The sequence below is a fragment of the Paenibacillus sp. P2(2022) genome, from assembly GCF_029522175.1.
In the GTDB taxonomy this organism is placed as follows: domain Bacteria; phylum Bacillota; class Bacilli; order Paenibacillales; family Paenibacillaceae; genus Paenibacillus; species Paenibacillus polymyxa.
The window spans coordinates 1,082,122-1,107,227 of record NZ_JAKWFI010000001.1 but is presented as its reverse complement, the minus strand read 5'-3'; the positions used below and the strand labels follow the sequence as shown (position 1 = coordinate 1,107,227).

General features: G+C 46.0%; 22 protein-coding genes. 2 read left to right on the top strand and 20 right to left on the bottom strand.

The annotated features are described in order from the left end of the window. Positions 1-64: 64 nt before the first annotated feature. From MMB75_RS04815 to MMB75_RS04780, 8 genes are all read right to left on the bottom strand, one after another. Positions 65-847 (bottom strand): STM4013/SEN3800 family hydrolase, encoded by a 783-nt coding sequence (locus MMB75_RS04815; protein ID WP_017427603.1) that lies wholly within the window; start codon positions 845-847, stop codon positions 65-67. After that, entirely contained in the window at positions 847-2,181 is a 1,335-nt protein-coding gene (locus tag MMB75_RS04810) for an STM4014 family protein (protein WP_016822114.1), read from the bottom strand. Before MMB75_RS04810 ends, MMB75_RS04815 begins: the two co-directional genes overlap by 1 nt. A gap of 67 nt (positions 2,182-2,248) precedes the next feature. Then, complete coding sequence (locus MMB75_RS04805; protein ID WP_016822115.1) at positions 2,249-3,091, bottom strand: STM4015 family protein; 843 nt, start codon at positions 3,089-3,091, stop codon at positions 2,249-2,251. Positions 3,092-3,314: 223 nt separating this feature from the next. After that, positions 3,315-4,781: an efflux RND transporter periplasmic adaptor subunit gene (locus tag MMB75_RS04800; protein ID WP_016822116.1), complete on the bottom strand. Its 1,467-nt coding sequence runs from the start codon at positions 4,779-4,781 to the stop codon at positions 3,315-3,317. A 71-nt stretch (positions 4,782-4,852) separates the two neighbouring features. Beyond that, positions 4,853-6,370, bottom strand: a complete 1,518-nt coding sequence (locus MMB75_RS04795; RefSeq protein ID WP_016822117.1) for a DHA2 family efflux MFS transporter permease subunit — start codon at positions 6,368-6,370, stop codon at positions 4,853-4,855. 15 nt (positions 6,371-6,385) lie between these two features. Next, positions 6,386-7,039: an HlyD family secretion protein gene (locus MMB75_RS04790; RefSeq protein ID WP_013371571.1), complete on the bottom strand. Its 654-nt coding sequence runs from the start codon at positions 7,037-7,039 to the stop codon at positions 6,386-6,388. Between the two features lie 358 nt (positions 7,040-7,397). Continuing rightward, entirely contained in the window at positions 7,398-8,210 is an 813-nt protein-coding gene (locus MMB75_RS04785; protein WP_016822118.1) for a hypothetical protein, read from the bottom strand. Between the two features lie 20 nt (positions 8,211-8,230). Further along, complete coding sequence (locus MMB75_RS04780) at positions 8,231-8,689, bottom strand: flavodoxin (RefSeq protein ID WP_016822119.1); 459 nt, start codon at positions 8,687-8,689, stop codon at positions 8,231-8,233. A 448-nt stretch (positions 8,690-9,137) separates the two neighbouring features. On the opposite strand from MMB75_RS04780, the gene MMB75_RS04775 reads away from it, so the two are divergent. After that, positions 9,138-10,001: a class I SAM-dependent methyltransferase gene (locus tag MMB75_RS04775; RefSeq protein WP_013371574.1), complete on the top strand. Its 864-nt coding sequence runs from the start codon at positions 9,138-9,140 to the stop codon at positions 9,999-10,001. An 8-nt stretch (positions 10,002-10,009) separates the two neighbouring features. Continuing rightward, entirely contained in the window at positions 10,010-10,756 is a 747-nt protein-coding gene (locus MMB75_RS04770; protein ID WP_016822120.1) for an RluA family pseudouridine synthase, read from the top strand. Between the two features lie 94 nt (positions 10,757-10,850). Here the strand turns inward: MMB75_RS04770 and MMB75_RS04765 are convergent, their stop codons facing one another. The 12 genes from MMB75_RS04765 to purT all read right to left on the bottom strand — a co-directional run bounded on the left by MMB75_RS04765 (position 10,851) and on the right by purT (position 25,060). After that, the gene (locus MMB75_RS04765; RefSeq protein ID WP_016822121.1) at positions 10,851-12,353 is read right to left on the bottom strand and encodes a DHA2 family efflux MFS transporter permease subunit; all 1,503 of its coding nucleotides are present in this window, start codon (positions 12,351-12,353) and stop codon (positions 10,851-10,853) included. Then, positions 12,337-12,822 carry a MarR family winged helix-turn-helix transcriptional regulator gene (locus tag MMB75_RS04760; RefSeq protein ID WP_016822122.1) on the bottom strand — a complete coding sequence of 162 codons (486 nt, stop codon included), beginning with the start codon at positions 12,820-12,822 and terminating at the stop codon, positions 12,337-12,339. Before MMB75_RS04760 ends, MMB75_RS04765 begins: the two co-directional genes overlap by 17 nt. Positions 12,823-13,082: 260 nt before the next feature. Beyond that, entirely contained in the window at positions 13,083-13,553 is a 471-nt protein-coding gene (locus MMB75_RS04755) for a MarR family winged helix-turn-helix transcriptional regulator (protein ID WP_016822123.1), read from the bottom strand. A 275-nt stretch (positions 13,554-13,828) separates the two neighbouring features. Next, on the bottom strand, positions 13,829-16,291 hold the full coding sequence (gene gyrA, locus MMB75_RS04750) for a DNA gyrase subunit A (RefSeq protein WP_017427593.1): 2,463 nt from the start codon (positions 16,289-16,291) through the stop codon (positions 13,829-13,831). 22 nt (positions 16,292-16,313) lie between these two features. Next, positions 16,314-18,293, bottom strand: a complete 1,980-nt coding sequence (gene parE, locus MMB75_RS04745) for a DNA topoisomerase IV subunit B (RefSeq protein ID WP_013371580.1) — start codon at positions 18,291-18,293, stop codon at positions 16,314-16,316. A gap of 98 nt (positions 18,294-18,391) precedes the next feature. Next, positions 18,392-19,381, bottom strand: a complete 990-nt coding sequence (locus tag MMB75_RS04740) for an ABC transporter permease (protein ID WP_045244470.1) — start codon at positions 19,379-19,381, stop codon at positions 18,392-18,394. Then, positions 19,374-20,450, bottom strand: a complete 1,077-nt coding sequence (locus tag MMB75_RS04735) for an ABC transporter ATP-binding protein (RefSeq protein ID WP_016822126.1) — start codon at positions 20,448-20,450, stop codon at positions 19,374-19,376. The genes MMB75_RS04740 and MMB75_RS04735 overlap by 8 nt, the downstream gene beginning before the upstream one ends. Beyond that, entirely contained in the window at positions 20,450-21,397 is a 948-nt protein-coding gene (locus MMB75_RS04730) for a GDSL-type esterase/lipase family protein (protein ID WP_016822127.1), read from the bottom strand. The genes MMB75_RS04735 and MMB75_RS04730 overlap by 1 nt, the downstream gene beginning before the upstream one ends. Before the next feature lie 174 nt (positions 21,398-21,571). Continuing rightward, positions 21,572-22,252 (bottom strand): TIGR00266 family protein, encoded by a 681-nt coding sequence (locus MMB75_RS04725; RefSeq protein ID WP_016822128.1) that lies wholly within the window; start codon positions 22,250-22,252, stop codon positions 21,572-21,574. 226 nt (positions 22,253-22,478) lie between these two features. Then, a complete protein-coding gene (locus MMB75_RS04720) occupies positions 22,479-23,216 on the bottom strand; it encodes a CAP domain-containing protein (RefSeq protein WP_016822129.1) in 738 nt (245 codons plus the stop codon). A gap of 205 nt (positions 23,217-23,421) precedes the next feature. Further along, positions 23,422-23,883, bottom strand: coding sequence for a GNAT family N-acetyltransferase (locus MMB75_RS04715; protein WP_016822130.1), 462 nt, complete (start codon positions 23,881-23,883; stop codon positions 23,422-23,424). Then, positions 23,876-25,060: a formate-dependent phosphoribosylglycinamide formyltransferase gene (gene purT / locus MMB75_RS04710; RefSeq protein ID WP_019687815.1), complete on the bottom strand. Its 1,185-nt coding sequence runs from the start codon at positions 25,058-25,060 to the stop codon at positions 23,876-23,878. Before purT ends, MMB75_RS04715 begins: the two co-directional genes overlap by 8 nt. Positions 25,061-25,106 lie beyond the last annotated feature (46 nt).

Here is a 25,106-nt window from a genome sequence, read left to right as displayed (position 1 = left end):
CTCCTTCCTCGCGCTGGATTGGATTGTTGATCATTTACCAGTGCAAACTACGTTTCTTTTTGTCCTACAGTATAAATTCGCGGTAAGGCACATTCCACACTACCTCATGCGCCAGGCGATGCCCTTCGTAGCCGTCTTCCCCATAAGCTGTACCATGATCGGAAAAAGCCATGCAAAACGTCTTGCCACGCTTCCGCAAAGCATCAAACAAGCGTCCAAGTTCACCATCCACATACCGCAAAGCTGCTCGTTGAGACTCTACTGAATCTTTTGAAGAGCCCTTTACAAAATAATGATTAGGCCCATGGATGGCTGATACATTCATAAACAAAAACAAGCGCTGTGCAGGGTCTGCCTTTTCCAACAGCTTCAAGGCATGATTCACCTGATGCTCTGTTGAACGAGGGTTGGTAACGCCAAAGTTCATGCGCCAGTAGCTCTCTTGAAAATATCCGGGCAGTACCTTGGCCAGCTTGTTCTTCTTCGTAAAAAATATAACGCCGCCGATACAGATGGTCCGATAGCCCTCGTTCTCCAGCCCGGACACAATGTCCGGAGCATCGAACAGCCAGGTATGTGGATGCGTACGCAGTCCCGTATCTTTTGTGTGAAACAGCCTGACATGTGAAGCCTTATCCGTATTGGCCGGAGTCGGTAAAAATCCGCCAAAAAAAGCATGGTGTGCAGCATATGTAAAGCTCCCTGGTGTATGGCGCTTTTCCCACGACCCGGAGCCGCATAAATTCGGACAGTTTTCTTCCTCCAGCTTGGCTACATCATAACGCAGGGTATCCAGCGTAATCATGACAATATCATGAGAGCCAACAATTTGATTCATATCAGTCATTATCTGTCTTTCCTTTCCAAAACTACGCTCCTATTAGCAAGGTGCAACATTTCCCATTCATATGGATTCCAACCCTGATGTTCAACCCGGTACAGTAAATCACCGAACGGATTAACATCCAATACGTAGGGACGACCACCGTGAGCCGGAACAAGCACATCCAGTCCAGCAACCATGGACGCCGGAAAGACCCTCATGGCGGCTTTTGCAGTATGCTGAACCGATTCCACCGTACTTTGTGGTAGTTCGGCTTCCTCCAGCAAGAGCCGCTCATTACGCAAATGTAGATTTGTGATGGGGCTGTGGCTCAAACGTAAAACCGCATGACAAGCTTCTGATTCACACACGAGTTGACGCACATCATAAACACGTCCGTTCAAGGTCGCTTTGGGAATCCAGCGTTCCACATGTACCCCTTCCGAACATAGCCAGTTAAGGATGGCATGAATATCCTGCTTGTCTGTATAACGACGCAATCGTCCGGCATTATAATACACACGCTGTCCGTGTATGATCTCTGTTCCAATCGTAGTTACCGCCAGTTCTGCATGCGTTTTGGGATGTACTTGATAAGCCATGACACCAGAAGCGCCTGACCCGCAAAATATTTTCACAAATACGCGGTGAAACCCACTCTCTTTCATAGCTGCATGCAGATCAACAGCATCACGAAAAGCACCGCCTGAAGCTGTAAGCACAGGCGGGACCCTGATGTCTGCCTGGTCTAATACGGCGCTACAACGCCGTTTGTCAAACATGACGGCTACTTCCGCAGGATCGTTCATCCAGCGCGACGAAGGCCAGAGCCGATCTACTTCATGCCGCAGCCAAGCCAGCAGACGGCAATAGCCCCGGAACCATTGTGCCGGGTGCCAAATGCGACCACGCTGTTCCTGCAAACGGCGCGCTTCTGCCGCTAGTATACCTGTGCCATGTGCCCATTCCGGCCATGGCAACAGAGAATCGTCTCCCTCGGCATCCGGGGCGCCCAGAGCAATCAACTCCCGCTCTACCTCAAAGTTTTCGCCCGGTGCATCCAGACGTAGCAGCGGGCCTCTGTCCACCCGACCTTTCAGTAATTGATCAATGCTCTCTTGCAATTGGACACTGCCATTCACGCTATCTTGCGCAGCTTGTGCAGCTATCCTGACCATCAGTTCGTTCAGACTGTGTTTCTCTCGAATGGCCCCCAACACATCTGTATAGGAGACCTCCAGAGCTGACGGAAGCATTAATCTGCTTCGTGCTTCCTGCAGCCCCGTAGTTCGACGATTCCCCGAATTACCGAACAAGATAAACGGCTCGTTGACATTACTATCCCACATCTTCATCATAGAGCCGCCTCACTTTTATTCTTTTTAATTTTAAAGTCAATCCGTTTTAGAAATCCATTGGAGCAAATTACTCTGTCAGTGATGGATAGCGCCAATCATCTTCTTCATCTGCTTCTTGTTGATCTTCTACGTTCACAGATAAACCAGAGTTCTTCCAGCGCCCCATCATTTCACTAGACATATAATGATAGCTCAAATCCAGATGTTTCAGTCCTTTTATACTTTCACTAGCCAGCAACGCTTCTGCACCTTGATCAGACAAAGTACCTTGTGAGAGATCCAGTACTTCCAGTTGTCCAATCACAGGGGCATTAGCAGCAGCAATGGCAATTTCATCCTGTATCTCACTATCTTTGAGTCCCAAGTATGTAAGTTTGGGAAAAGGATTGCTGTCCAAAAACGGTAAAATATCTTCCAGTTTACCGTCAAAACCATAATCCTCGACACCCAAATACAGCTCCAGCTTGCGCAGTTCAGGCAGTTCGGCATTACGGATTTGTCGAAGGACGCTCACAGGTAGACCGCCACAAATAATAACCAATTCTTGAAGATGATTATGGCGAAGGGGTTCCAAGCTCAGATCCTGGCTTCCTTTAATATGTAAGGATTCAAGCTTTGGAAACGCTTCTAACAGCGGGGACAGATTCGTTTGGTTAATCCATGATACCTCACACTCATCATATTCCATATCACCAATAAACAGCTTGCGCACCTTAGGAAATTGATCTTTTAGCTTCACTAACACGGGTATAAAATCATCTGGTGAATTTTCATAGGCTCCGCCCCAATCTCCAATGATCAGATCCGTAACTTGGGCACTCTCCGGCTTGGCTGCCAGTTCCTCAATAGATTTAGCCATCGTTTGGCCATTCTCATAAGCTTCATAATCTACAACCAATTTCACTTCCATCTCACAATTCCTCCGATCGCTTGTCTGAGATCTCGTAAACTATCTATTTCCAATTTAGTCTATCCTATTCTACCAATGTTCGTCAAAAAAAGTCCCAGATCGACATTAACCCTATGTAAAATGTGCAAATGAAATAAAAACAAGACAGCCCAATTGCGGGCTGCCTTGGAATGTATCCATAATAAATTTCTACTATTATAAAGAACGCAAGTTTAGAACCAAGTTATTGGGTAATTGTAATCGGTGAGTTATCGGACAGCAATGCCAGATTATTCACAATCACATTCTCTTCCTTGCTCAAGCCACTGGTAATGAGTGTTTGTGAGCCTGTCGTTTGAACAGTTTTCACTTCCTTGCGTTTCGCATGGTCGCCGCTTACTACATATACATATTCTTTACCTTGATCCTTTTGAACTGCCGCAGTAGGAACAACAATGCCTTCTTGCGCATTGGCAGCGACAAAGCTGATATCAGCCAACATGCCGGATTTCAGTTTCATGTCTGGATTGGCTACTGAGATTTTTACAGGATAACCTTTTCCGCTTGCATCCAACGGGCTTACATTTTTTACTGTACCTGTTGTTACAATGTTGGAGGCTGCAACACGAACCTGTACCTTGTCACCTGCTTTTACATTGTTGATCTGTTCCGCAGGGACATAAATCAATGTATTGACCGTACTCAGGTTAGCAATGACTAGCGCAGGAGACTGAGCGGATACCATTTCGCCCACTTCTGCATTTTTCGTACCCACAATACCATTGATCGGTGATGTAACAACGGTGTCATCCAATGCATCCTGAGCAATGTTTACATTCAGTTGTGCCTGCTTAAGAGATTGTTGGCTAGACTCGATGCCAGCCGTATTTTGAGATACTTTAAGCTGATTCTGCGCATTGCTGTAGCCGCTGTTAGCATTACTGTAGCTATTTTTTGCTGTATCATAGCTGTTACGGGCTGTAGTTAGAGCCTTTTGAGCAGCTATCAATTGGTCTTTTGCATTAGCCTGCGCATTTTGTGCATTATTATAAGCCGCTTCCGCATTCACAACTGCGGTTTTTGCTTGTTCTAATTGTGCTTGGGTGCTCGCACCAGCATCAAACAGACTTTGTGTACGTGTTACATTCTTTTGTGCATCTGCCAAAGCTTGCTGTGTTTGTTTCACCGTATTGGCTGCCGAGGAAACACCATGTGTCGCTTGTTCTACGGCTGTAGTTGCTTGATTAATAGCCCCCTGAGCCTGATTGATTGCGCTTTGGGATTGAATCACACCGCTCTTGGACTGCACTAAGCCCGAAGTTGCTTGAACCATCGTTGATTCATGGGATGCTTGAGCGGTACTTACGCCAGCTGCTGCGGCTGCTGCTGCGGCGCGAGCTTTTGCAACATTGTTACGCATATCCTTATCGTCAAGCTTGAAGAGGACTTGGCCCTTTTTAACCTCAGAACCAATATCCACAGGCAGCTCAACCACTTTACCGCCTACTTTAGGCACAATATTGACGGTTTCCGAAGGTGTTACCGTACCTGTATAAATATTTCCCTGTCCGATAATCCCCTGCTGTGCTTGACTAATTTTAACTGGAACGACCATGTCCTGAGCCGCTCCACTATTACTGGAGCAGCCTGCCAGCACTGCGCCGCCGAGGACTAAAGCCGCTAATGTACTTTCTACTCTCAATATTTTCATGATAATTCCCTTTCTTTCTGTCCGTGGAAATAATGTAAGCCATCCAGTCGATATTTTTGTATTTCTCTTTATTAAGCTTCCGGCTGTGTCTTTGCTTTCTTCCTCTGAATAAACAAAAAGATGAGTGGAATCGTGCAAAACAGCGGTATAGATGAAATGAGGAACGTATCCCCAATTCCTCTCGATGTAGCATCCAGTGTGATTAAACTACTTATGGATGACATCCATGAGCTACCCAATGTCGCCTGTAGCGTATGAGCTGAGTCCTGTGTAATGGACTCCGAAATTTGCTGGGCATGAGCAGCTGAACGGCTTTGCATAATGGCGGTCAGTACCGCAATCGCCATAGATGCAGCCACAGTACGTACAAGATTGGACGCTGTAGACGCATTGGCTACCTTGCTCGGATGAACAGCATTCATGCCGACCGTGGACAATGGCATCATGCAAATACCAATTCCCAGACCTCGTAATGCCATTACGGTTTCCAACCAGGCATGCGAAGTATCTGGCGTAAGCTGATGAAGATGATAGGTCATAAAGCTGGTTAGTGTCAGGCCTACAAGTCCCAAAGGCACAATGCCGAACTTATCAAACAGCTTCCCGGCGATAGGCATCATGGCCGCCATGGCAATGGCCTGTGGAATGAGGATAATACCAGTATCAATCGGTGACACGCGCTGAATATTTTGCAAAAACAACGGTGTAAGGAACGTTCCTCCATACATCCCCATCATGACCAGACTGGAGGCGATAACACTAATCGTATATTTTGAATTTTTGAATAATGAAATTTCAATTACAGCATTATCCTTGCCGCTTTCTACATAGATGAGAAAGACAAGTGCCCAGAAAGAAATAAACAGCAGAGATACAATCCCAAAAGAAGTCCAGCCATCACGCTGGCCGTTTGTCAGTGCGTACAAGAGTGTTCCTGCACAGGTTGCCGCTAGTAAAAATCCTGGCAGATCAAACGGTTTCGGCGTAACCTTAGGCGGCTCCTTGATGAGAAGGATGACCATTAAAATGGCAAATAAAGCAACCGGCAGACTGACAATAAACAAGAAACGCCAGTTAAACCATTCAATTAAGTAGCCACTCAGCGTAGGCCCTACAGCTGGTGCGGCCATTGCGGCGATCCCCCATATACCAAGGGACATCCCGATTTGTTCACGCGGCATGATTTTGTAAATAATCGTCATACTCAGCGGCATAATGACACCGCCGCCCAGACCAGCCAGTACACGCGCTGCAATCAGGGAAGAATCACTCCATGCAAAAATACATATTCCTGTTCCCAACGAGAACACGCTGAGCGCAAGAATCAAAAACTTTTTGTACCCGATACGCTGCTCCATATATCCGGTAATCGGGACGATTACGCCGGATGCAAGCGTGTAACCTGTAATAACCCACTGAATACGTGTCGTCGTTGACCCTAAATCTGTCGTCAATCGTGGAATGGCGACGTTGATCAGACTGTTGTTCAGAATGGCGACAAAGGCGCCTAAAACGATAGCAAAAAAGGCAAGCCAGCGTTCTTTGGAAGAATCTGTCGAAGGAGCAGCAGCAGTTTCATTGGCAGCCACATGGACCCCTCCTTTTTAAGATGTATGAATTTTTACTTCCACGTTCGTCCCAGGGATAAGCTTCATGTCCTTCGGCTTGTTCACAGCAATTTCTACAGGTACACGTTGAGTCACCTTATTAAAGTTACCACTTGTGTTCACAGCAGGAACGAGCGAAAACACTGCATTGGAAGCTTCGCCCACTTTACGAACCTTACCCTGAATGACCTGATCGCCTGCTGCATCAAGCGTAATGTCAACAAGCTGTCCTGGTTTAATACGGTTAATATCGGTTTCTTCAATATTCGTGGATACATACAGGTTGTTCATATCAACCATAGTCGCTACAGCACTACCCGGTGTTCCAATTTCATGCTCTTTCGAATAAATCTTAATAACAGTTCCGTTAATCGGCGCACGCAGTACAGACTTGCTGATCATGCTTGCATCCAGTCCTGATACATCTTGCTCGGCAATCGGTTCATTGCGTTGCAGCACATCGCCTTCTTCAACATCAATGTGGCTAATCTCACCGGAGATTTGCGGCATTACCTTATACTGATCGGCTTGAATGCGCGCATCGTCACTTTTAACAAAGTGTGTTGCCTGATACCAATAATAGTAGCCAATAGCTCCACCACTCAGAATGAGCAGCACGATGAGAATCGGCAATACAGTTTTCTTACTCACTTGTTCCACCCCTGTTGTCCAAAAAATTTTTATTATTCAACGCTAATATTTTAAAATTGAAATATTAGGCCATTAAACCAAATGTAGAGCATAAATAAACACATGGCAGCGAGCCATGCACAAGACAGGACTTGTTTATGTACGTAAGACAAGTTGATCCATAGTCCACAAACCGTCTTCATTATATTTAAATATTTTCATATAACTATTGTACATTGAAATATTATAGATATATTTATCTATTCAGGCAATATAAATTTTCAGTTTTTTCAGAATTTTTTTTCACAAAAAAGAACCTTGTTTCCAAGGTTCTTTCATGAAAAGGGATAGTTTACATTTAAAGGTTCACACAATAATCCTAAGAGAAAAGCGTAGGTCCAACTGACCGATCCCTACAGTTTTTCGCCTCCCGCTCTTCCTTCTTGTCCTTATTCGCTCTGTTCTGCTGAGAAGCTTGCTGCCCCATACATCCCCTGCAGCGACAGCGTTCTGCCGTACCATGCATATCCTCTCTGGAGTCTTTTAGTAGTCGTACGTAATCCAAAGATTGCTGTAAAGAAGCCAAACCAGGAAGAAAACGAACCTTCTTCCCTTCTAGCAGACAGTAAACTTCGATAAGCTGAGGAAGAGCTCCAAATGCATAATAACAAAATACATTTGTTAAATGATGAAATGTACTAATAACGTTAGGGTTGTAGTCCACCATATACTTTTGAATCAGCAATGAATCCGCTTGTTCTGATTGTTGCCAGGCTGCCTGAACAATCAGCGAAATATCGACCTCCAACTCAGGTACCACTGTACAAAATTGTTCATACAACATCACAGGCACCAATAAGTCATTATTTAAGGCACATATTTTTGACAACTCGCCTGACACTTTATTTTTGACATCCCAGTAATGGAACAAAGATTCAAAACTGTTCGACTGCTTAGGCCACCACTTCTCCAACACATACTGAACAGGGACTTCTCGCCGTACCTCTACTTCCATTCCAAAGTATTCGTTCAGCGCATGCCCTATCGCATATTGAACCCTTTGCCGCCAATTCCAACCCTCACGCCCTCGTTTTCTCTGTGATTGATGGATTGACTGCGGAGTTCTCCACATCTCTTCAAGCTGATAGTCGTGCAGAAGAGGAAAGCCGCTTAAGCTATCGCTATTGCGCATACCTATCCCTCACTCTCTTCTCAGGACACTCCAATGCCAGCCTGCGCAAATTGTCTTCCGTAAGCTCGGCAATTCTCCTTCTCATCATCGAGTGGATTGAATTCAATCTTCAAACTCTCCTGAATGACTGATGCGCCGCGTTCTTTGACTTTTTCCTCTACCAAGTCCACTGCGCCACAGAATTGTGTATAAGATGTATCTCCACTGCCAAATACAGCAGTCTTTTTACCAGACAGATCAAGCTCGTCTAGTTCCTCGTAAAAATCTAAAAATTCATCAGGAAGCTCACCATCTCCCCATGTATATACACCCAACAGGAATCCGTCATATGCGAGCAATTCTTGCGCGCTGCAATCATACGAAGCCTTCAACTCTGCCTCATGCCCTGCCTGACGAACACCCTCGGCGATCAATTCCGCGATTTCCTCTGTATTACCGGTCATGCTAGCATAAGCAATCATGATTTTACCCAAGTTCATCCCTCACCTTTATTTGAAATATGGGATGCTTTCACTCCCTATTAATCAAATAATATTTGATAATGATTCTCATTGTCAAATAAAAATTTTAAGCATGAAATGTATTTTGTTAAACATATACGTAAAAAAGTCGCATTATATGCGACTGTTCACTATTAAAAAATTATGGATTGTTGTAAAATATTATGTACGTACAACCAATTCTTCTTTTCATAAATAGAATGAAAATCGGGAGAGTTGTACGTACAAGTGGGATTGATTTCATTTTAATATGGAAGCGCTCTAATTACAAGTGTATTCGAAAAAATATTTTTGCTCCTTCTAACTACTTACTTATTCATGGAATCATTCGATTGTTGCTAAGGTTTGTTGTACAATAGACTCCATGTGGGGATTTGCGCAGCTTGCTGCCTAAATCCCGAATTGACTGCTGAAGGATGGATTGTACATGTATGTAGCACAAGAGTGGAAAGACTATGAAGTAATGGATACAGGCGGTGGTGAAAAGCTGGAACGTTGGGGTAATATTGTCCTGCGTCGTCCCGATCCGCAAATCATATGGCCTTTGACCCAGGAAACAGCCGAATGGCGTAATGTTCATGGGCATTATCACCGCAGCTCTTCCGGGGGCGGCCAATGGGATATGAAAAAGCCTATCCCCGAGCGTTGGACGATTAGCTATGGACCGCTTAAATTCCACATTAAACCGACCAGCTTTAAGCATACTGGTCTTTTCCCAGAGCAAGCCGCCAACTGGAGCTGGATGATGGATAAAATTAAAGGCGCAGGTAGACCCATTTCCGTATTGAACCTGTTTGCATACACGGGAGGAGCCACTACTGCCGCAGCGTATGCCGGAGCCAGTGTAGTTCACGTGGATGCAGCCAAAGGTATGGTGCAGTGGGCAAAGGAAAACGTTCAATTGTCCGGTCTGGCTGACCGACCGGTACGCTTCATTACAGACGACGTGTTCAAGTTCGTGCAACGGGAACAACGTCGGGGCAACCGTTATGATGCCATTATTATGGACCCTCCTTCTTATGGACGCGGACCTAACGGAGAAACCTGGAAGCTGGAAGAAAGCTTGTATCCGTTTCTCGAATCCTGCATGAGCATCATTTCGGACCAACCCTTGTTCATGCTGATCAACTCCTACACGACAGGTATTTCACCTACTGTATTGCGTAACATGCTGAGCATGACGATGCAACAAAAGTATGGCGGACAAATTAGCGCCGGTGAAATCGGATTGCCGATCACACGCTCTGGATTGAATTTGCCTTGTGGTATTCTCGGACGCTGGGAGGCTTAATTCCTCTTATGAATCAAGATGAACTTACTCGGCAAGAGCATGCACAGCCGAATATTCCCGTCCTATATGAGGACAATCATGTCCTGGCGGTTGTAAAGCCTGTCAATGTTCCGACACAGGAGGATGCCAGCGGCGATCCCGATCTGCTGTCTTTACTCAAGGAAGATCTGAAAATCAGACACAATAAGCCTGGTAACGTCTTTTTGGGTTTAGTGCACAGGCTGGATCGACCTGTAGGTGGAGCCATGATTTTTGCTAAAACGTCCAAAGCAGCTTCTCGTTTGTCAGAATCGGTTCGAAGCCGTCATTTTTACAAGCTGTATACAGCTGTTCTGAATGGCGTTCCTGAGGCTCTCCAAGGCCGTCTAACCCATTACCTGCTTAAGGACAGCCGTACCAACACGGTCAAAACGGTTCGACCCGGCACGGCTGGTGCCAAGGAAGCCATTTTGGAATACCAGGTTGTCGGGCAAACTGCTGGACTCAGTCTTGTGAAAATTAAGCTGCACACCGGACGCTCGCACCAAATTCGTGTACAGATGCAGGCAATCGGCTGTCCCCTCTATGGGGACCAAAAATATGGCGGTAATCTGAGCCGCCCCGGTCAACAACTGGCCCTCTGGTCCTTGCTCGCTGGAGCACCGCATCCGGTCAGCAAGGAAGCAATGAGCTTCCACTCACTGCCTCCTGTCCAATTTCCTTGGAGTGAGTGGCCCTTGTCGCTTTATGATACAATGATTACTTCGGATAATTGAGTAGACTTACCACTAAGAACCCGCACTGCATGTAAACAAACATGCAATGCGGGTTCTCTTTTTGCACAGAAATCAAATGAAAATGTATCCATGCTTATGATGAGGAAGCCATGGTCTTCCCCTTCTCGCTGTTCACCAGCTGTTGACGGGCACGAGCGTTTTGTGCATTCGTATTTTTGATAAAAAACGCCAATACCAAAGCTGTCACGCTCAATAGTGTTGCAATGATAAATGCCGAGTTAATACCGTAGATCGTAGCTTGATTGCTAGCAGCCAGCATTCCCGCTTTGTCCGTAACGTTCAGTCCCTCGGATGCAACCATCGTGGTCAAACGATTGCTGGTTTGAGTAGACATCACCGTCACTAGAATTGCTGTCCCAATCGAGCCCGAAATCATACGTAGCGTATTGCCCATCGCCGTACCATGGGCATTTAATCGTTGTGGAAGCTGATTCAGTCCGGCCGTTTGGATCGGCATCATCAGCAATGACATCCCGAACATTCGTACCGTATAATTGATTAACAGTGTCATATAGGTGGTTGATTCGGTTAAACGTGTAAATTCCCAAGTCGTTACAGTCATGATCAACAACCCAATTACAGACAGCCAGCGCGCTCCAATTCGGTCAAAAATAGCCCCCGTCACAGGAGACATGACCCCCATCAGAATCGCTCCTGGTAACATTAGCATACCAGACTGGAGCGGTGTAAATCCGCGAATATTTTGCAAATAAATTGGAAGCAATATCATACCGGCGTACAGAGCCATCGTCACAATAACATTAATGATTGTCGTCAAGCTGTACACATCGTATTTAAAGATACGAAACTCCAGCATAGGCTCATCTACCTTCAGTTGTCGGACAATAAATAAAATAAGCGCAATCGTCCCGACGATGAGTGTAGACAGGACTGGAATACTCCCCCAACCCGATGTTCCAGCATCACTAAAGCCGTATAACAGCCCACCAAAACCGAGTGTAGACAAAATAACACTGAGAATGTCCAGCTTAGGCTTGGACTGCTCGGTTACATTTTTCAGAAAAATAAATCCGATCACAATCGAAATCACGGAAATCGGCAAGATGATCCAGAACAATACTCGCCAGTCATAGTGCTGGACTATATAACCAGATAAGGTTGGTCCAATGGCTGGAGCAAACCCCATCGCAAGTCCCAGCGTTCCCATTGCACGGCCACGACGCTCTATTGGGTAGATGTTCAAGATAACGACCATCATTAATGGCATCATAATCCCTGCACCCGCAGCCTGAATAAGCCGACCGATCAGCAATATACTAAAACTCGGCGCTATTGCACATAACAGCGTGCCGATTGAAAAAATAGTCATTGCACTAATAAACAATTTACGAGTAGAGAAACGGGCAATCAGGAATGCGGTCACCGGGATCAATACCCCGTTCACGAGCATAAAGCCTGTGCTAAGCCACTGAGCTATATTGGCATCTACATTCAGATCACTCATCATTTTCGGTAAAGCCACACTTATCAATGTCTGGTTTAAAATTGCAACAATTGCGCCAATCAACAGAGCGGCCACAATGGGTGCTCTGCGGACATTACCTGGTAGTGTCATTTGAGGACTGCTCAAGTTGATTCATTCCCTTCGGTGTTAATTTCATGATCATTTGTTTATGAACATCCAAGAGCAACTCTAGCTGCTCCTTCGGGATATCCAGAATTGGCAAGACGCGCTCCATCCACATGGAGTCTACCTTTTGCATTATATCTTTTCCTTCTGGCGTAAGCGTCAGTACTAAAGATCTGCGATCATGCTCATGCCGTCCGCGAGCGATATATCCCGCCTTGGTCAAGCGGTCAACCACCCCGCTCATAGAGCTGCTTCCCACATGAGCTATCTCTGCCAGCTCGGATAACCCAATATTGGGGCGTTTATTCAGAATGGCCAAAGCCATGTGCTGAATGGCCGTTAGATCCAAATGCTGCTCCTCGTTCCAGAAAGCATAAAATATCGTCTTGTTAACCTCCCTTACCGATTGAATAATCCGATACACCTCTAGTCTGTCTTCCTCTCTGTCGCTCACTAGAACCATCCTTCTTCCCCATACATATTCATTACCCATATACATAAACTAGTAACTATTTGTATACGAATTGTTATTTATTTATAACTATTATTTTATCATCTCTTATGTAAATGTCAACATTCCCCCAAACACTACCTATACTTGGGACACAAAAAAGCGCGGAAATGATACCAGGATCGGCATCTATCCGCGCATTTCTATTCCCTTAGAAAGCTAATCTGCTGTGTACAGCTACATTCCATGTATCCACTAATTAGCTATTCTGCTCGCTCTATTTGTTCCTTTATTCCCTCATCTTCACTGGCTGATACAGCCGCTTTCGTCTTCGTTGTAATTTTCCCCAACAAATAAACCAGCAAATTCTGATTGTGCTGAGATATTCGGTTAAGCGCAGAACCCAGAAAATCGTCGCGAATTTGCAATCCGCGCTCCACTTCTTCTCTGCCTTGATCTGAAATAACAATCCATACAATTCTACGGTCCTTTACGTCTCTGAACCGGGTGACCAGTCGATTCCGCTCCATCCGGTCCAATAGCATCGTAACTGCCGCAGGTGTGGTGGCGAGATATGGGATTAGTTGAGACGGCTTCATGCGTCCGTATTCGTTCAGAACCTCCAGCACCGTGAGTTGAGCCTCCGTTAGTGATGGAGCTAGTTGCTGCTCCATATGAACCTTGTAATCCTTAGCCATTCTGGACCAGATTTTTGCAAATTCGGTCGTTTGCATTTTGCCTCACTCCTTTGAATAACAGGGTCAGTAAAAGCATCAAAGTTACCATATGGGCCACCGTCCGGATTGTATTTCATCACATTAAATTTTCGCCATTTCCCCTCAGTTTCCTGCCGTTTTTGGAGCATCAAATGAAAAGGGGAAGGAAGTCTCACTTCGGATTTGGAGACAGGTCAAGGTTCGACAGCATGACGGCAAAAAGGTCCTCATTCGTGCTGGAATGGCACGTGAGGACCCCTCTTTTTCGAGCTAAAAAACGCTTGACTTTACAATTATTCTACTGTCTGCGAACTCTGAGGCTCACTACGCGGCAGCACATTTACAATTTCGTCCTTCTTCTCCACCGGAGCCAGCAGTTTGCCTGTATCCTTGCGATCGGTTAAAGGAGCTTTTTCCGAAAGGAAGGACATCGTCTGTCCTTCTGATGTGATGACAAATAATTGAACAGCTTCACGACAGTAGAAGGCAGCCACAATTCGAGTTCCGTTCGAACGCACCCGCTTGCCTTCCTTGAATTCGAAGGTGCTGATTCCTTTACCGCCTCTTCCCTGAGAAGGATAATCCAGCAGAAGCGTACGCTTACCATAACCGGATTCGGTTAGTACCAGCACCTCTCCTTCGTCTTCTTCTACCCATAGTGCTGCAACAATTTCATCGCCTTCCGCCAGTTGTATACCTTTGACCCCCGCTGAAACGCGGCCCATGGCATTAACCTCTTGCTCCTTGAAGCGTATGCTCATCCCCGCACGGGTAATCAACATAATATCTTTGCTATTGTCGCTTAATGTTACTGATAATATCTCATCGTCGCCAGCCACCTTGCAGGCTGCTACAGCACTGGAACGCTTTGTGGCATATTCTGTAAGTTCCGTTCGTTTGACTTGCCCTTTCTTTGTTACAAACACCAGGCTTTTGCCGATTTCCTCTATATTTTTGATCGGAATAACACTTACGATACGATCTTCCTTCGATAGCGAAATGACATTGACGATTGGAGTGCCCGGCTCTTTCCACTTATACTCCGGTATCTGATGCACAGGCAGCAAAAAGTATTGTCCACGCTGGGTGAAGACGAGCAGCACATCGAGTGTATTCACGTCAAGGAACTGAGTAATGTAGTCCCCTTCTTTAACTCCGGAATTTGAACGATCCCCGCCAGAACGAGTGAACGACAGCATACTCGTACGTTTCACATAGCCATCTTTCGAGAGAGTTAGCAATACATCCTCTGCCGCAACCATGACCTCCAGATTTACCTTAATCTCTTCTACTTCACCCTGTATTTCCGAACGACGGTCAATGCCGTACTTTTCACGAATTTCCAGCAACTCTTTGCGGATCAGACTGATCAGCTTGCGGTCACTTTCCAGAATAGAACGGTATTGAGTAATTTTCTTCTGAATGTCAGCAAGTTCTTTTTCGAGGGTGGTAATTTCAAGATTCGTAAGACGGTACAATTGCAGAGTCAAAATGGAATCCGCCTGCCGTTCACTAAAGCCAAACATCCATTGCAAATTATTTTGTGCATCCTGACGATTTTTGGAAGCTTTAATAGCCGCGATGACTTCATCCAGAATGTTCAGCGCCTTGACCAAACCTTCCAGTACATGTGCGCGGTCCTCCGCCTTTTCCAGCTCAAACTTAATGCGATTTGTGACAACTTCACGCTGGTGAGCAATATACGCTTCTAAAATGGATTTTAGTCCAAGCTGGTGCGGCGCTTTGTTTACGATGGCTACCATATTGAAGTTATAAGCCACCTGGAGATCGGTTTTTTTCAGCAGATATGCCAAAATACCTTCCGCATCCGCTTCCTTCTTCAGCTCGACAACAATACGCAGGCCATTTCGTCCACTCTCGTCACGAACTTCGGCAATCCCTTCTACCTTTTTCTCCAGACGGATGTTCTCCATAGCGGTTACGAGCCTGGATTTAACAACCTGGTATGGAATCTCTGTAATAACCAGTTGCTGCTTGCCTCCACGCAAAGACTGAATTTCCGTTTTGGAACGGATATAAATGCGTCCTTTGCCTGTTCTGTATGCATCCTTGATGCCTTCGCCACCCATAATGAGTCCGCCAGTCGGAAAATCTGGGCCTTTTATAAAGGTCATAATCTCTTCCAGTTCGATCTGCGGCTTTTCCATCACTGCGATGGTGGCGTCAATCACCTCACGCAAGCTATGAGTTGGAATTTCCGTTGCAAACCCCGCTGAAATCCCGCTAGATCCGTTTACCAACAGATTAGGATAACGGGAGGGCAGCACGACGGGTTCCTTTGCCGAGTTATCAAAGTTATCCTTGAACAAAACCGTACGTTTTTCGATATCACGTAGCATTTCCATTGCAATCGGAGACAAACGTGCCTCCGTGTAACGCATAGCTGCCGCAGGATCGTCGTCCTGAGAACCCCAGTTGCCGTGGCCATCCACCAGTACGTGGCTCATTTTCCAAGGCTGCGCCATCCGTACCATCCCATCGTAAATAGATGAATCACCGTGAGGATGGTAATTACCCATAACGTCCCCAACGGTTTTGGCGGATTTACGATACGCTTTTTCCGGGGTATTACCCGAATCGTACATCGCGTACAGAATCCGGCGTTGTACGGGCTTTAATCCATCCCGTACATCAGGTATTGCCCGATCCTGAATTATATATTTGGAATATCGGCCAAAGCGGTCACCGACCATTTCCTCCAGATAAGCTGGCAAAAATTGCTCCGATAAGCTCATGTCTACACCTCATTTAATAGCACTACTCTACGTATTCCGTGAAATCCACGTTTTCCACGATCCAGCGCTTACGCGGATCCACCTTATCACCCATCAATGTGGACACACGGCGTTCAGCTTTGGCAGCATCCTCAATCTGAACGCGCAACAGGGTGCGTGACTCGGGATTCATTGTCGTTTCCCATAACTGATCAGGGTTCATCTCCCCGAGTCCTTTATAACGTTGAAGCTCGAAATTCCGTCCAAACTCTTTTAAGTAATTATCAAGCTGCTCGTCAGTCCAGGCATAACGAACTGTTTCGAGCTTACCCGACTTGCGGGTTATTTTATACAATGGCGGCTGAGCAATAAATATGCGTCCTGCATCAATGAGTTCTTTCATATACCGATAAAAGAACGTCAACAACAGTACTTGAATGTGCGCGCCATCCGTATCTGCATCGGTCATAATGATGATTTTGGAATAATTGCTGTCTTCCAGCGTGAACTCTGTTCCTACCCCCGCGCCAATCGCTGCCGTAATAGCACGGTACTCATCATTTTTCATAATATCCGCCAACTTTGATTTTTCCGGATTCATCGGCTTGCCCTTTAGTGGCAAAATCGCCTGAATTTTGGAATCCCGTCCCTGTTTGGCCGATCCTCCAGCCGAATCGCCTTCCACGATAAATAACTCATTACGTGTAAAATCTTTAGACTGCGCAGGCGACAGTTTGCCATTCAAATTAGAACTTTCACTACGTTTCTTGCCAGAACGCATTTCGTCCCGAGCCTTACGTGCAGCTTCACGCGCTTTGGACGCTTGAACTGCCTTTCTGATCAAGGTTTGCGCTATCTGTGGATTTTCCTCCAAAAAGCGCTGCATTTGTTCAGACACGATGGCATCCACTGTACTCCGCGCCGAAGCACTACCCAGCTGATCTTTTGTCTGACCGACAAATTCAACCTCGGCCATCTTGACACTGATTACAGCCATCATACCTTCACGTAGATCGTTGCCCTCCAGGTTTTTATCCTTTTCCTTCAACATCGCTGTTTTGCGTGCATAGTCGTTCATGATACGAGTGTAAGCGGTTTTGAAGCCTGTTTCATGCGTACCCCCGCCACGTGTCGGAATGGAGTTAACGAACGAAGCAATCGTCTCTGTGTAGCCGGCATTGTATTGGATGGCAATCTCCACTTCAATGTCTTCTTTCTCGGCATTAAAATGAATGACATCATGCAGTACATCCTTGCCCTCATTCAAAAAAGAAACAAACTGACTTGCTCCACCCTCATAAAAATATTCATCTGACTTTCCGCTGCGTTCGTCTTTAAGCTGAATACGAAGGCCGGAATTCAGAAAAGCAATTTCCTGAAGACGCTCAGCCAGCGTATCATAGTTAAAATGAATTCCTGACTGAAAAACGCGAATATCCGGTTTAAATGTAATTTTCGAACCCGTCTTGTTAGTATTGCCCAGCACTTCAAGGCCTGTGGTCGGTTCACCGACATGCTCCACGCCCTTCTTGTCCTGCCAATATTCAAACCGCTGACGGTGAATCTTGCCGTCCCGGTAGATTTCCACTTCAAGCCATTCCGAAAGAGCGTTCGTTACAGACGCACCTACCCCATGCAGACCCCCGGACTTTTTATATCCCGAACCGCCAAACTTACCTCCGGCGTGCAAAATGGTGAATACAACTTGAGGCGTAGGGATTCCCATTTTGTGCATTCCCGTAGGAATACCGCGCCCGTTGTCTGATACTGTTACAGAACCGTCCTTATGCATTGTGATATCAATGCGAGAGCAAAACTTGGCAAGATGTTCATCCACCGCGTTGTCTACAATTTCCCATACCAAATGATGCAGTCCCGAAGAACTGGTGCTCCCGATGTACATGCCCGGCCGTTTGCGAACTGCCACAAGCCCTTCGAGCACTTGAATGTCGTCCGCGCCATATTCTGAAGCTCCGTTCTGTGTACCGGAAGCTCCCGCAGACAAGTCGATTTTGTCGACCATTCATGCTCCCCCTTTGTCTAATCATAACCGTGTTTTGCCTTATTCTTGATGGTTTTCACCAAAAATGCAAACAGATGTTTTCTTTTACCTTGTCCATTTTAATTCAATATATCCCGTTTCGTAAAGACGGCGAATGAAACAATCAACGCCGCAGCCCCCCAAATGCCCAGTACAACTAAAGAAAATGGCAGGGTCATTCCCTCAATCGGGGCAGGGCTTCCAGATAAATAATCGGTTAATCCGAGGTTAACCATAAATAAATATTTGGCGCTTTGCCATGATGAAGCCATGTTGGTCAGTATAGTGCCCGAAATGAGCGCAGCCATCATGACCACAATACTTGCTGCTGTACTACGTACCAGAACAGATACCATAAAGGCTAATGAAGCAACCACAAGACTGACAAACCAAATCAATCCGGCTTGCAGCATCAGGTAATGCCATTGTGGAATGGCATGTACAGCAGACAAATCCACCGTCGATCCAACAATTTGAAAGCCGGTAAATACCGGAACATTAAAACCACGAAAACCAAAAAACAAGCCTGATATGAGATAACTTATGACAAATACGGCCAAAATGATGAGCGAAACGAACATATACAGTGTCAGCAGCTTGCTCAGCAGTATTTTCCACCGCCTGACCGGCCGAGTTAGCAACATTTTTATCGTGCCTGTTGTCCGTTCTCCTGAAACCAGGTCCGAAGCAATAGCCATGATCAACAACGGAACGAACAGATTTATGGAATTATCCATAAACTCTCTGGTAAAAGTGACGCCACTCGGCTCATTAGGATTCACGTCATTTTCCAGATAATATTGCATCTGTTGCACAAAGACCCGGCGGTAGGTCTTCCATTCCTCGGGAACCCTATCGCTGCCGAGCGAGTTTTGGTTATCAGTAATGGCCTGACGCAGTTCCAGACGCCAATCGTTACCGAATTTTTCGCGATTGTTTTCTGCCACTTTCATCTGAGCGTACGTAAAAATCGGCACAAGCACAAGCAAAACAAGTAAAATGACATGAAATCGTTTCTTCTTGATAATTTTCAGGGTTTCATTTTGTACGAGCGGTAAAATATTATTCAAGTATCTCACCTTCCGTCATTTTCAGGAATAGTTGCTCCAGTGTAGGATTGATTTTGGTTACACCTTTAACGGAAATACCGGAAGCTGTCATGTGTGCGACCAGCTCCGCAATATGCTCTTCGTCCATTTCTGTAAAAATAGCATCGACTCCGCTACCTGCAACAATGCTGTCATCAATTAATTCATCGGCGTTCGTAATGATTTGCACATACGGAGAATTTTGCAATAGGGCAAGGCCCTGATCGCGGGGCTCCAGCTGCCAGACAGCCATGTGCGAGTGAGTTTCAACCAGTTCCCGTACCCCACCAACAGCTAGCACCTTGCCCCGACTTATAATTGCCACACGATCACATAGCAGCTGGATCTCGCTAAGCAAATGGCTGGAAACAAATACAGCCATGCCTTCGGCCGCTAACAAACGGATAAAAGCTCTCATCTCTTTGATTCCCTTGGGGTCTAGTCCGTTCGTCGGCTCATCCAAAATGAGTAGCTTCGGTCTGCCGAGCAAGGCTTGAGCTATGCCAAGACGCTGACGCATCCCCAGTGAATATGTACTTACCTTATCATGGATGCGACGATCGAGCCGAACCAACTCAACCACCTCGCGAATGCGCTGTTCATCTACACCAGGCTGCATCCGGGCAAAATGCTCTAAATTTTCCCATCCTGTCAGGTAGCTGTACACCTCTGGATTTTCCACAATAGAACCAACATGCCGTAAAGCCTGCTCAGGGTCACGATTTACATTATGACCGCATACGGTTATTGTCCCTTCAGTAGGCTTAATTAAATCGACCAGCATACGAATAGTCGTCGTTTTTCCAGCTCCATTGGGGCCGAGAAATCCGAAAATTTCACCTGCGCGAACGTCGAATGTTACATCATGAATGATCATTTTGCGTTTAATACGTTTCTTAACATGCTGAACAGAGAGCACGATTTCATTATTGCTGCTGTCTCTGTCTGCGCTACCAACCTGATTGGAGGAGTGAAGACTGGACACTGCATCTGTGGATGTCGAATCTTGGGTCACGCCAGCCTCGGTCTTGTCAGCAGATTGGATGCTCATTACTTGTTCCCTCCCTTTTTCGCTTCTGCAGGTTGGCTATTTGTAGACTGTTGTTTAGGATTTACATGATCGGTATCCTTCGTCGCGGTAACAGCAAACCCTTGTGCGATACGTTCAGCGATGGCCTGATAGCCCTGTCCGTTGGGATGAAAATGATCGGATGATAAATAGACGGGCAAATTTTGCTCGAATAAATCGAAAGTTGGAACCAGCGTCATGTTACTGTTTTGGTTGGTAATTGCCATGGCCGCCATATTCCATTCGGTTACCACAAGATTACCGGGAATTTTCATTTCCTGCAGATCACTGAATGGATTATACAATCCAACATAGACAATTTTAGCATTCGGATTGATTTTTCCTACCTTTGTCAGCACCTTTTGCAAACGTTTGGCTGCATCAGGCAGAGCTTTGCGCAAACCACTGAGTGTAGGTGGCTCTTTGCCGGTTTGAGCCGCCTGCGCGCCCTGAAATAAATCATTACCGCCAATCGAAACTATAATCACATTAGCCTTCTTCAGTACATAAGACACACCAGGCTCATCCAGCTTGGTTAATAGTCCTTGAGTCGTCAGTCCATTAATCCCCAGATTATTTATGAGCTGAGCTTTATGTCCTTCCTGATTATTTAACAAAGTCACCGACCGGCGCACAAAACCACTTCCGGAGTCATCCCCCGTTCCTTTGGCTAGCGAATCGCCAATGGCAGCTACGCGCAACTCTCCCGTTTGAGCAGTAGCCGATGGTGCAGTTTGTGTCTGCGATGAACCGGATTGTACAGGTTGAGTACTTACCAATGGCTCTGGAGCCGTGATACTTCGTACTGCTGCAATAAATCCGTACAATAATAGCAGTGTGGCGGCAATGGAAACGGAACCGACAGACCGCCAAATCCATTTTGATGAATTCACTCGTGTTCCCTCCTGATAGCTTAGTGAAATAAACATAAAGCTTCTCCTGTCATTTTGCAAATAAACCGTTCTGGTTCAGGTGAAAATCGAGGTTTAGTATCCCTTATAAATTTCCATAAACATACTAAAAAAGGATGGAAAACTCCCATCCTTTTATCATACTTTTTGTGCGAATAGCCCTTCTTATCATCAGCAGTCAGACGAAAGAAACTATTTGCTATCAGGGATGAAACTTCTAATCCATTGTCCAAAACTACCCGGATTTCGGCTTTGAATCAGTACCGTTCCTTCACCGCGAAAACGACATACAAGAGCTTCCCCACTCGTTACGCTGGACAACCAGCCTTTAGATGCCTTTTCAATTCTATAATCCATATAATCCGGCCATGCCACTAGATGAGCATTATCAATAATACGCTCCTCTCCTGGCGCGATATAAATGGGGTGAATGGCTCCATACGAGGATAGGAATACTGTGCCGCGGCCACTGATTTCTACAATAAAAAAACCTTCACCGGAGAATAAACCTTTCATCAGGTTTTGCATTTTGGTACTAACCTCAATCCCTTCCGTACAGGCCAAAAAACCGTCCTTTTGGACCAACAGCCTGTACGTGCCATCCAGTTCCACTGCTTGTACATCACCTATGCTTGCAGGGGCTAGCAGTACTTCAGCGGGTCCCCGAGCTGCTCTCAGCTCTTGAAAAAAGAATTTTTCTCCGCTCAGCATTCTGCCTAAGCCACGTAACAGCCCACCGTCTACCGTCCCCTTTATATCTACACTGGAAGACATGGAAACCATCGCTCCCATTTCTGCTTTAATGGTTTCTCCGGGGTTCAACTGCACCTTAAGCATAGCAAAAGCACCTTCATGCACGATTTCGTAGCTCATTTGTTCACCTAGCTTTCCAAAAGTAGTCTGTTATCCATTCAGCTTACTGTCATCATACTATAAGCACGTCCCTTATGTCTTTTCTGGTATAGAGCAATGGTTTATGCCTGAAGTGACATGAGCGACATAAAAAGACCCGCTGAACGTTGTCAGCGGGTCTTTACATTACGTACGTCACTATCTTTTTATAAACAGAAATGACGTTTAGAACGTTTTCTCTATCAACTTAGTTACGTGTGAACTCTTGTACCCAATATCCATTGTAGTAAGCCACACCGATTTGTGTATATTCTGCCTTCAAGATATTTTCACGATGTCCCTGGCTATTCATCCAGGCCTTCATCACTTCTTGTGGTGTTTTTTGTCCCATTGCAATATTCTCACCCGCATACGTATAAGTTACACCGAATTTTTTCATCATATCAAAGGGTGAACCGTAAGTCGGAGATGTATGGGAAAAGTAATTGTTCGTGCTCATGTCCTTCGCCTTCGCTAAGGCTACTTCTGTAAGCTTCGCATTAGATGTGAGGGGCTTCAGACCTTTTTGACTGCGCTCATTGTTTACAAGCTTTACAACCTCAGCTGCAAATTGAGACTTGCTGAGTTGTGCATTAGAATCTGTAGACTGACCTGCACCTGAATTGGTGTTTTGTGTTTGGGTCTGTTGCTTGTTAACAGACTTTGAAGCCTTTTGGTTACCCTGATTCGTCGTTTGCTTGCCAGAAGAAGGATTTGCTGTTTTTGTTTTAGCCTTGTCCTTTTCAGAATAATCCTTAATGACCGTCTTTGTTATTGTCGTCGTCCCGTTGGACATATTGACTGTGTATCCGTTATTTTGAAACCACTGTTGTAATTGAGCAGATAAATCGTCAGCTGGTGAAGCTGATGCCGGAACGATGAATCCTGCGGATAAAATGGCGCTTAGGCTTCCCATCACCAGTGTTTTTTTCAACATATTCTTCATTTCGTCATCTCCTTGTTGTATAAGTGCCTTGGTGTGAACGTCTCAGGTTACAACTTTGTAATCTTTACTCTAGCAGTATATCATGTTTTATAGCATCATCAATGGTATAAAAGTTGGAAAAAAAATAGTCCTGCTCGGCAATGGCGAACAGGACGAAGTTAAAAATAGTGAGGCTTTAAGTATTAGATTGTTTGTTGCAAGCTGATTATCTAAGCTTTTTGCTGAAACGGTAGCCTTGCTTCTCAAAGCCGATTCGGTTGTAGAAAGCACGGGCCTCTACTTGTTTGATGCGGTTATTCGCTCCAGTAATGAATAAATGATAGCATCCTTGCGCACGCCCCCACTCCTCACCACAAGCAACCAACCGCTTGCCAATGCCTTCGCCGCGATACTCCCCGCTCACGACCAGCATGGTGATTTGTACAGCAGGATCAGGATAGGCCAGGCTTTGAGCCGTATGCATGCCGATTACTCCGACTACACGACCATCCATTTCTGCAACCATCATATTCGCTTGACTGTCCTCCTGCGCTGTTCCCATAACTTCTTTCATAACACCACAAGTCATCGGGTATCCGACTTCTCTGAGTAGTCCAGTTACGGCTTCACAATCGCCAAGCTCTACGGAACGAATTGTCAGTACTGGAATCATCACACTGTTAGACATGATTTACCTCCACTTTCAGCATATTGGCAGCTTCTTTGGCTGTCTTCCGTGCTGTTTCCACATCTTCTGCAGCGCTAAGCGCTACAGCCATCCGGCGTCCCGGCTTGGTTTCAGGCTTCCCGAACACTCGCACCTGTGTCCGGGGTAGCAATAGTGCATCATGCAGACCGCTTATTGCGAAATCGCGCGTAGCCACTTCTGCCTTTAAGGTAGCTGAAGCTCCTGGTGTAAGCAGCGTGACGGATGGCACCGGGAATCCGAGAATTGCCCGTACATGAAGCGCAAATTCAGACAAATCCTGCGTAATCATGGTCACCATACCTGTATCATGCGGACGCGGGGATACTTCACTGAATATGACGCTATCAGCCGTTAAAAACAGCTCTACGCCAAACAATCCGTAACCACCCAGTTCATCCGTAATCGTACGGGCAATGTCCTGCGCCTCCGAAAGCTGCTTGTCCGTCATACCATGAGGCTGCCAGGATTCGACATAATCCCCATCTTTTTGAATGTGGCCAATCGGTGGGCAAAAAGTCGTGCCTGATTCCGATCTGACGGTCAATAAGGTAATTTCGCTCTCAAACGGGACAAAAGCTTCAACAATGACACGTGTCGTTTTGGCACGTGCGCCTTCCAGCGCCGTATTCCAGCAGGATTCTGCGTCTTCGAGTGTCCGGCATACAGACTGCCCTTTACCCGACGAACTCATTAAGGGTTTGACCACGCATGGCGTGCCCAGCTCTTGAACCGCCGACCGTAACTGCTCAAAATGATCTGCAAAACGGTAGGCAGCAGTCGGAAGCTGTAATTTCTCGGCAGCCAACCTGCGGATACCCTCACGGTCCATCGTAAGACGAGCGGCCCGTGCCGTTGGTACTACGTGAAATCCCTCTTGCTCTAATTCTTCCAAAGCACCCGTAGCAATAGCTTCGATTTCAGGTACAATTATGTCGGGCTGTTCCTTGCGAATTAGTGCCTTCAACGCCTCAGCATCCTGCATATCCAGACAGTGAGAGCGATGGGCCACCTGCATTGCTGGAGCCAGCTCATAGCGATCTACAGCAATACATTCCACGCCAAGCCGCTGAGCTTCAATAATGACTTCTTTTCCCAATTCGCCGCTACCCAGCAGTAGCATCTTCTTAGCCTTGGCAGAAAAAGGAGCACCCCACATCTTGAACTCTTCCCCCTCTGACGATATTGCTCTGATCTCTTTTCAT

What these genes read in the sequence shown, in the direction of transcription:
- MMB75_RS04725 (WP_016822128.1), bottom strand. Translation starts at nt 22,252, where the DNA reads ATGAGCTACGAAATCGTGCATGAAGGTGCTTTTGCTATGCTTAAGGTG.
- MMB75_RS04780 (WP_016822119.1), bottom strand. Translation starts at nt 8,689, where the DNA reads ATGAACTTGGGTAAAATCATGATTGCTTATGCTAGCATGACCGGTAAT.
- MMB75_RS04770 (WP_016822120.1), top strand. Translation starts at nt 10,010, where the DNA reads ATGAATCAAGATGAACTTACTCGGCAAGAGCATGCACAGCCGAATATT.
- MMB75_RS04785 (WP_016822118.1), bottom strand. Translation starts at nt 8,210, where the DNA reads ATGCGCAATAGCGATAGCTTAAGCGGCTTTCCTCTTCTGCACGACTAT.
- MMB75_RS04810 (WP_016822114.1), bottom strand. Translation starts at nt 2,181, where the DNA reads ATGATGAAGATGTGGGATAGTAATGTCAACGAGCCGTTTATCTTGTTC.
- MMB75_RS04765 (WP_016822121.1), bottom strand. Translation starts at nt 12,353, where the DNA reads ATGACACTACCAGGTAATGTCCGCAGAGCACCCATTGTGGCCGCTCTG.
- gyrA (WP_017427593.1), bottom strand. Translation starts at nt 16,291, where the DNA reads ATGAGCTTATCGGAGCAATTTTTGCCAGCTTATCTGGAGGAAATGGTC.
- MMB75_RS04775 (WP_013371574.1), top strand. Translation starts at nt 9,138, where the DNA reads ATGTATGTAGCACAAGAGTGGAAAGACTATGAAGTAATGGATACAGGC.
- MMB75_RS04735 (WP_016822126.1), bottom strand. Translation starts at nt 20,450, where the DNA reads ATGAGCATCCAATCTGCTGACAAGACCGAGGCTGGCGTGACCCAAGAT.
- MMB75_RS04730 (WP_016822127.1), bottom strand. Translation starts at nt 21,397, where the DNA reads ATGTTTATTTCACTAAGCTATCAGGAGGGAACACGAGTGAATTCATCA.
- MMB75_RS04800 (WP_016822116.1), bottom strand. Translation starts at nt 4,781, where the DNA reads ATGAAAATATTGAGAGTAGAAAGTACATTAGCGGCTTTAGTCCTCGGC.
- MMB75_RS04805 (WP_016822115.1), bottom strand. Translation starts at nt 3,091, where the DNA reads ATGGAAGTGAAATTGGTTGTAGATTATGAAGCTTATGAGAATGGCCAA.
- MMB75_RS04815 (WP_017427603.1), bottom strand. Translation starts at nt 847, where the DNA reads ATGACTGATATGAATCAAATTGTTGGCTCTCATGATATTGTCATGATT.
- parE (WP_013371580.1), bottom strand. Translation starts at nt 18,293, where the DNA reads ATGGTCGACAAAATCGACTTGTCTGCGGGAGCTTCCGGTACACAGAAC.
- MMB75_RS04715 (WP_016822130.1), bottom strand. Translation starts at nt 23,883, where the DNA reads ATGTCTAACAGTGTGATGATTCCAGTACTGACAATTCGTTCCGTAGAG.
- MMB75_RS04720 (WP_016822129.1), bottom strand. Translation starts at nt 23,216, where the DNA reads ATGAAGAATATGTTGAAAAAAACACTGGTGATGGGAAGCCTAAGCGCC.
- MMB75_RS04755 (WP_016822123.1), bottom strand. Translation starts at nt 13,553, where the DNA reads ATGCAAACGACCGAATTTGCAAAAATCTGGTCCAGAATGGCTAAGGAT.
- purT (WP_019687815.1), bottom strand. Translation starts at nt 25,060, where the DNA reads ATGTGGGGTGCTCCTTTTTCTGCCAAGGCTAAGAAGATGCTACTGCTG.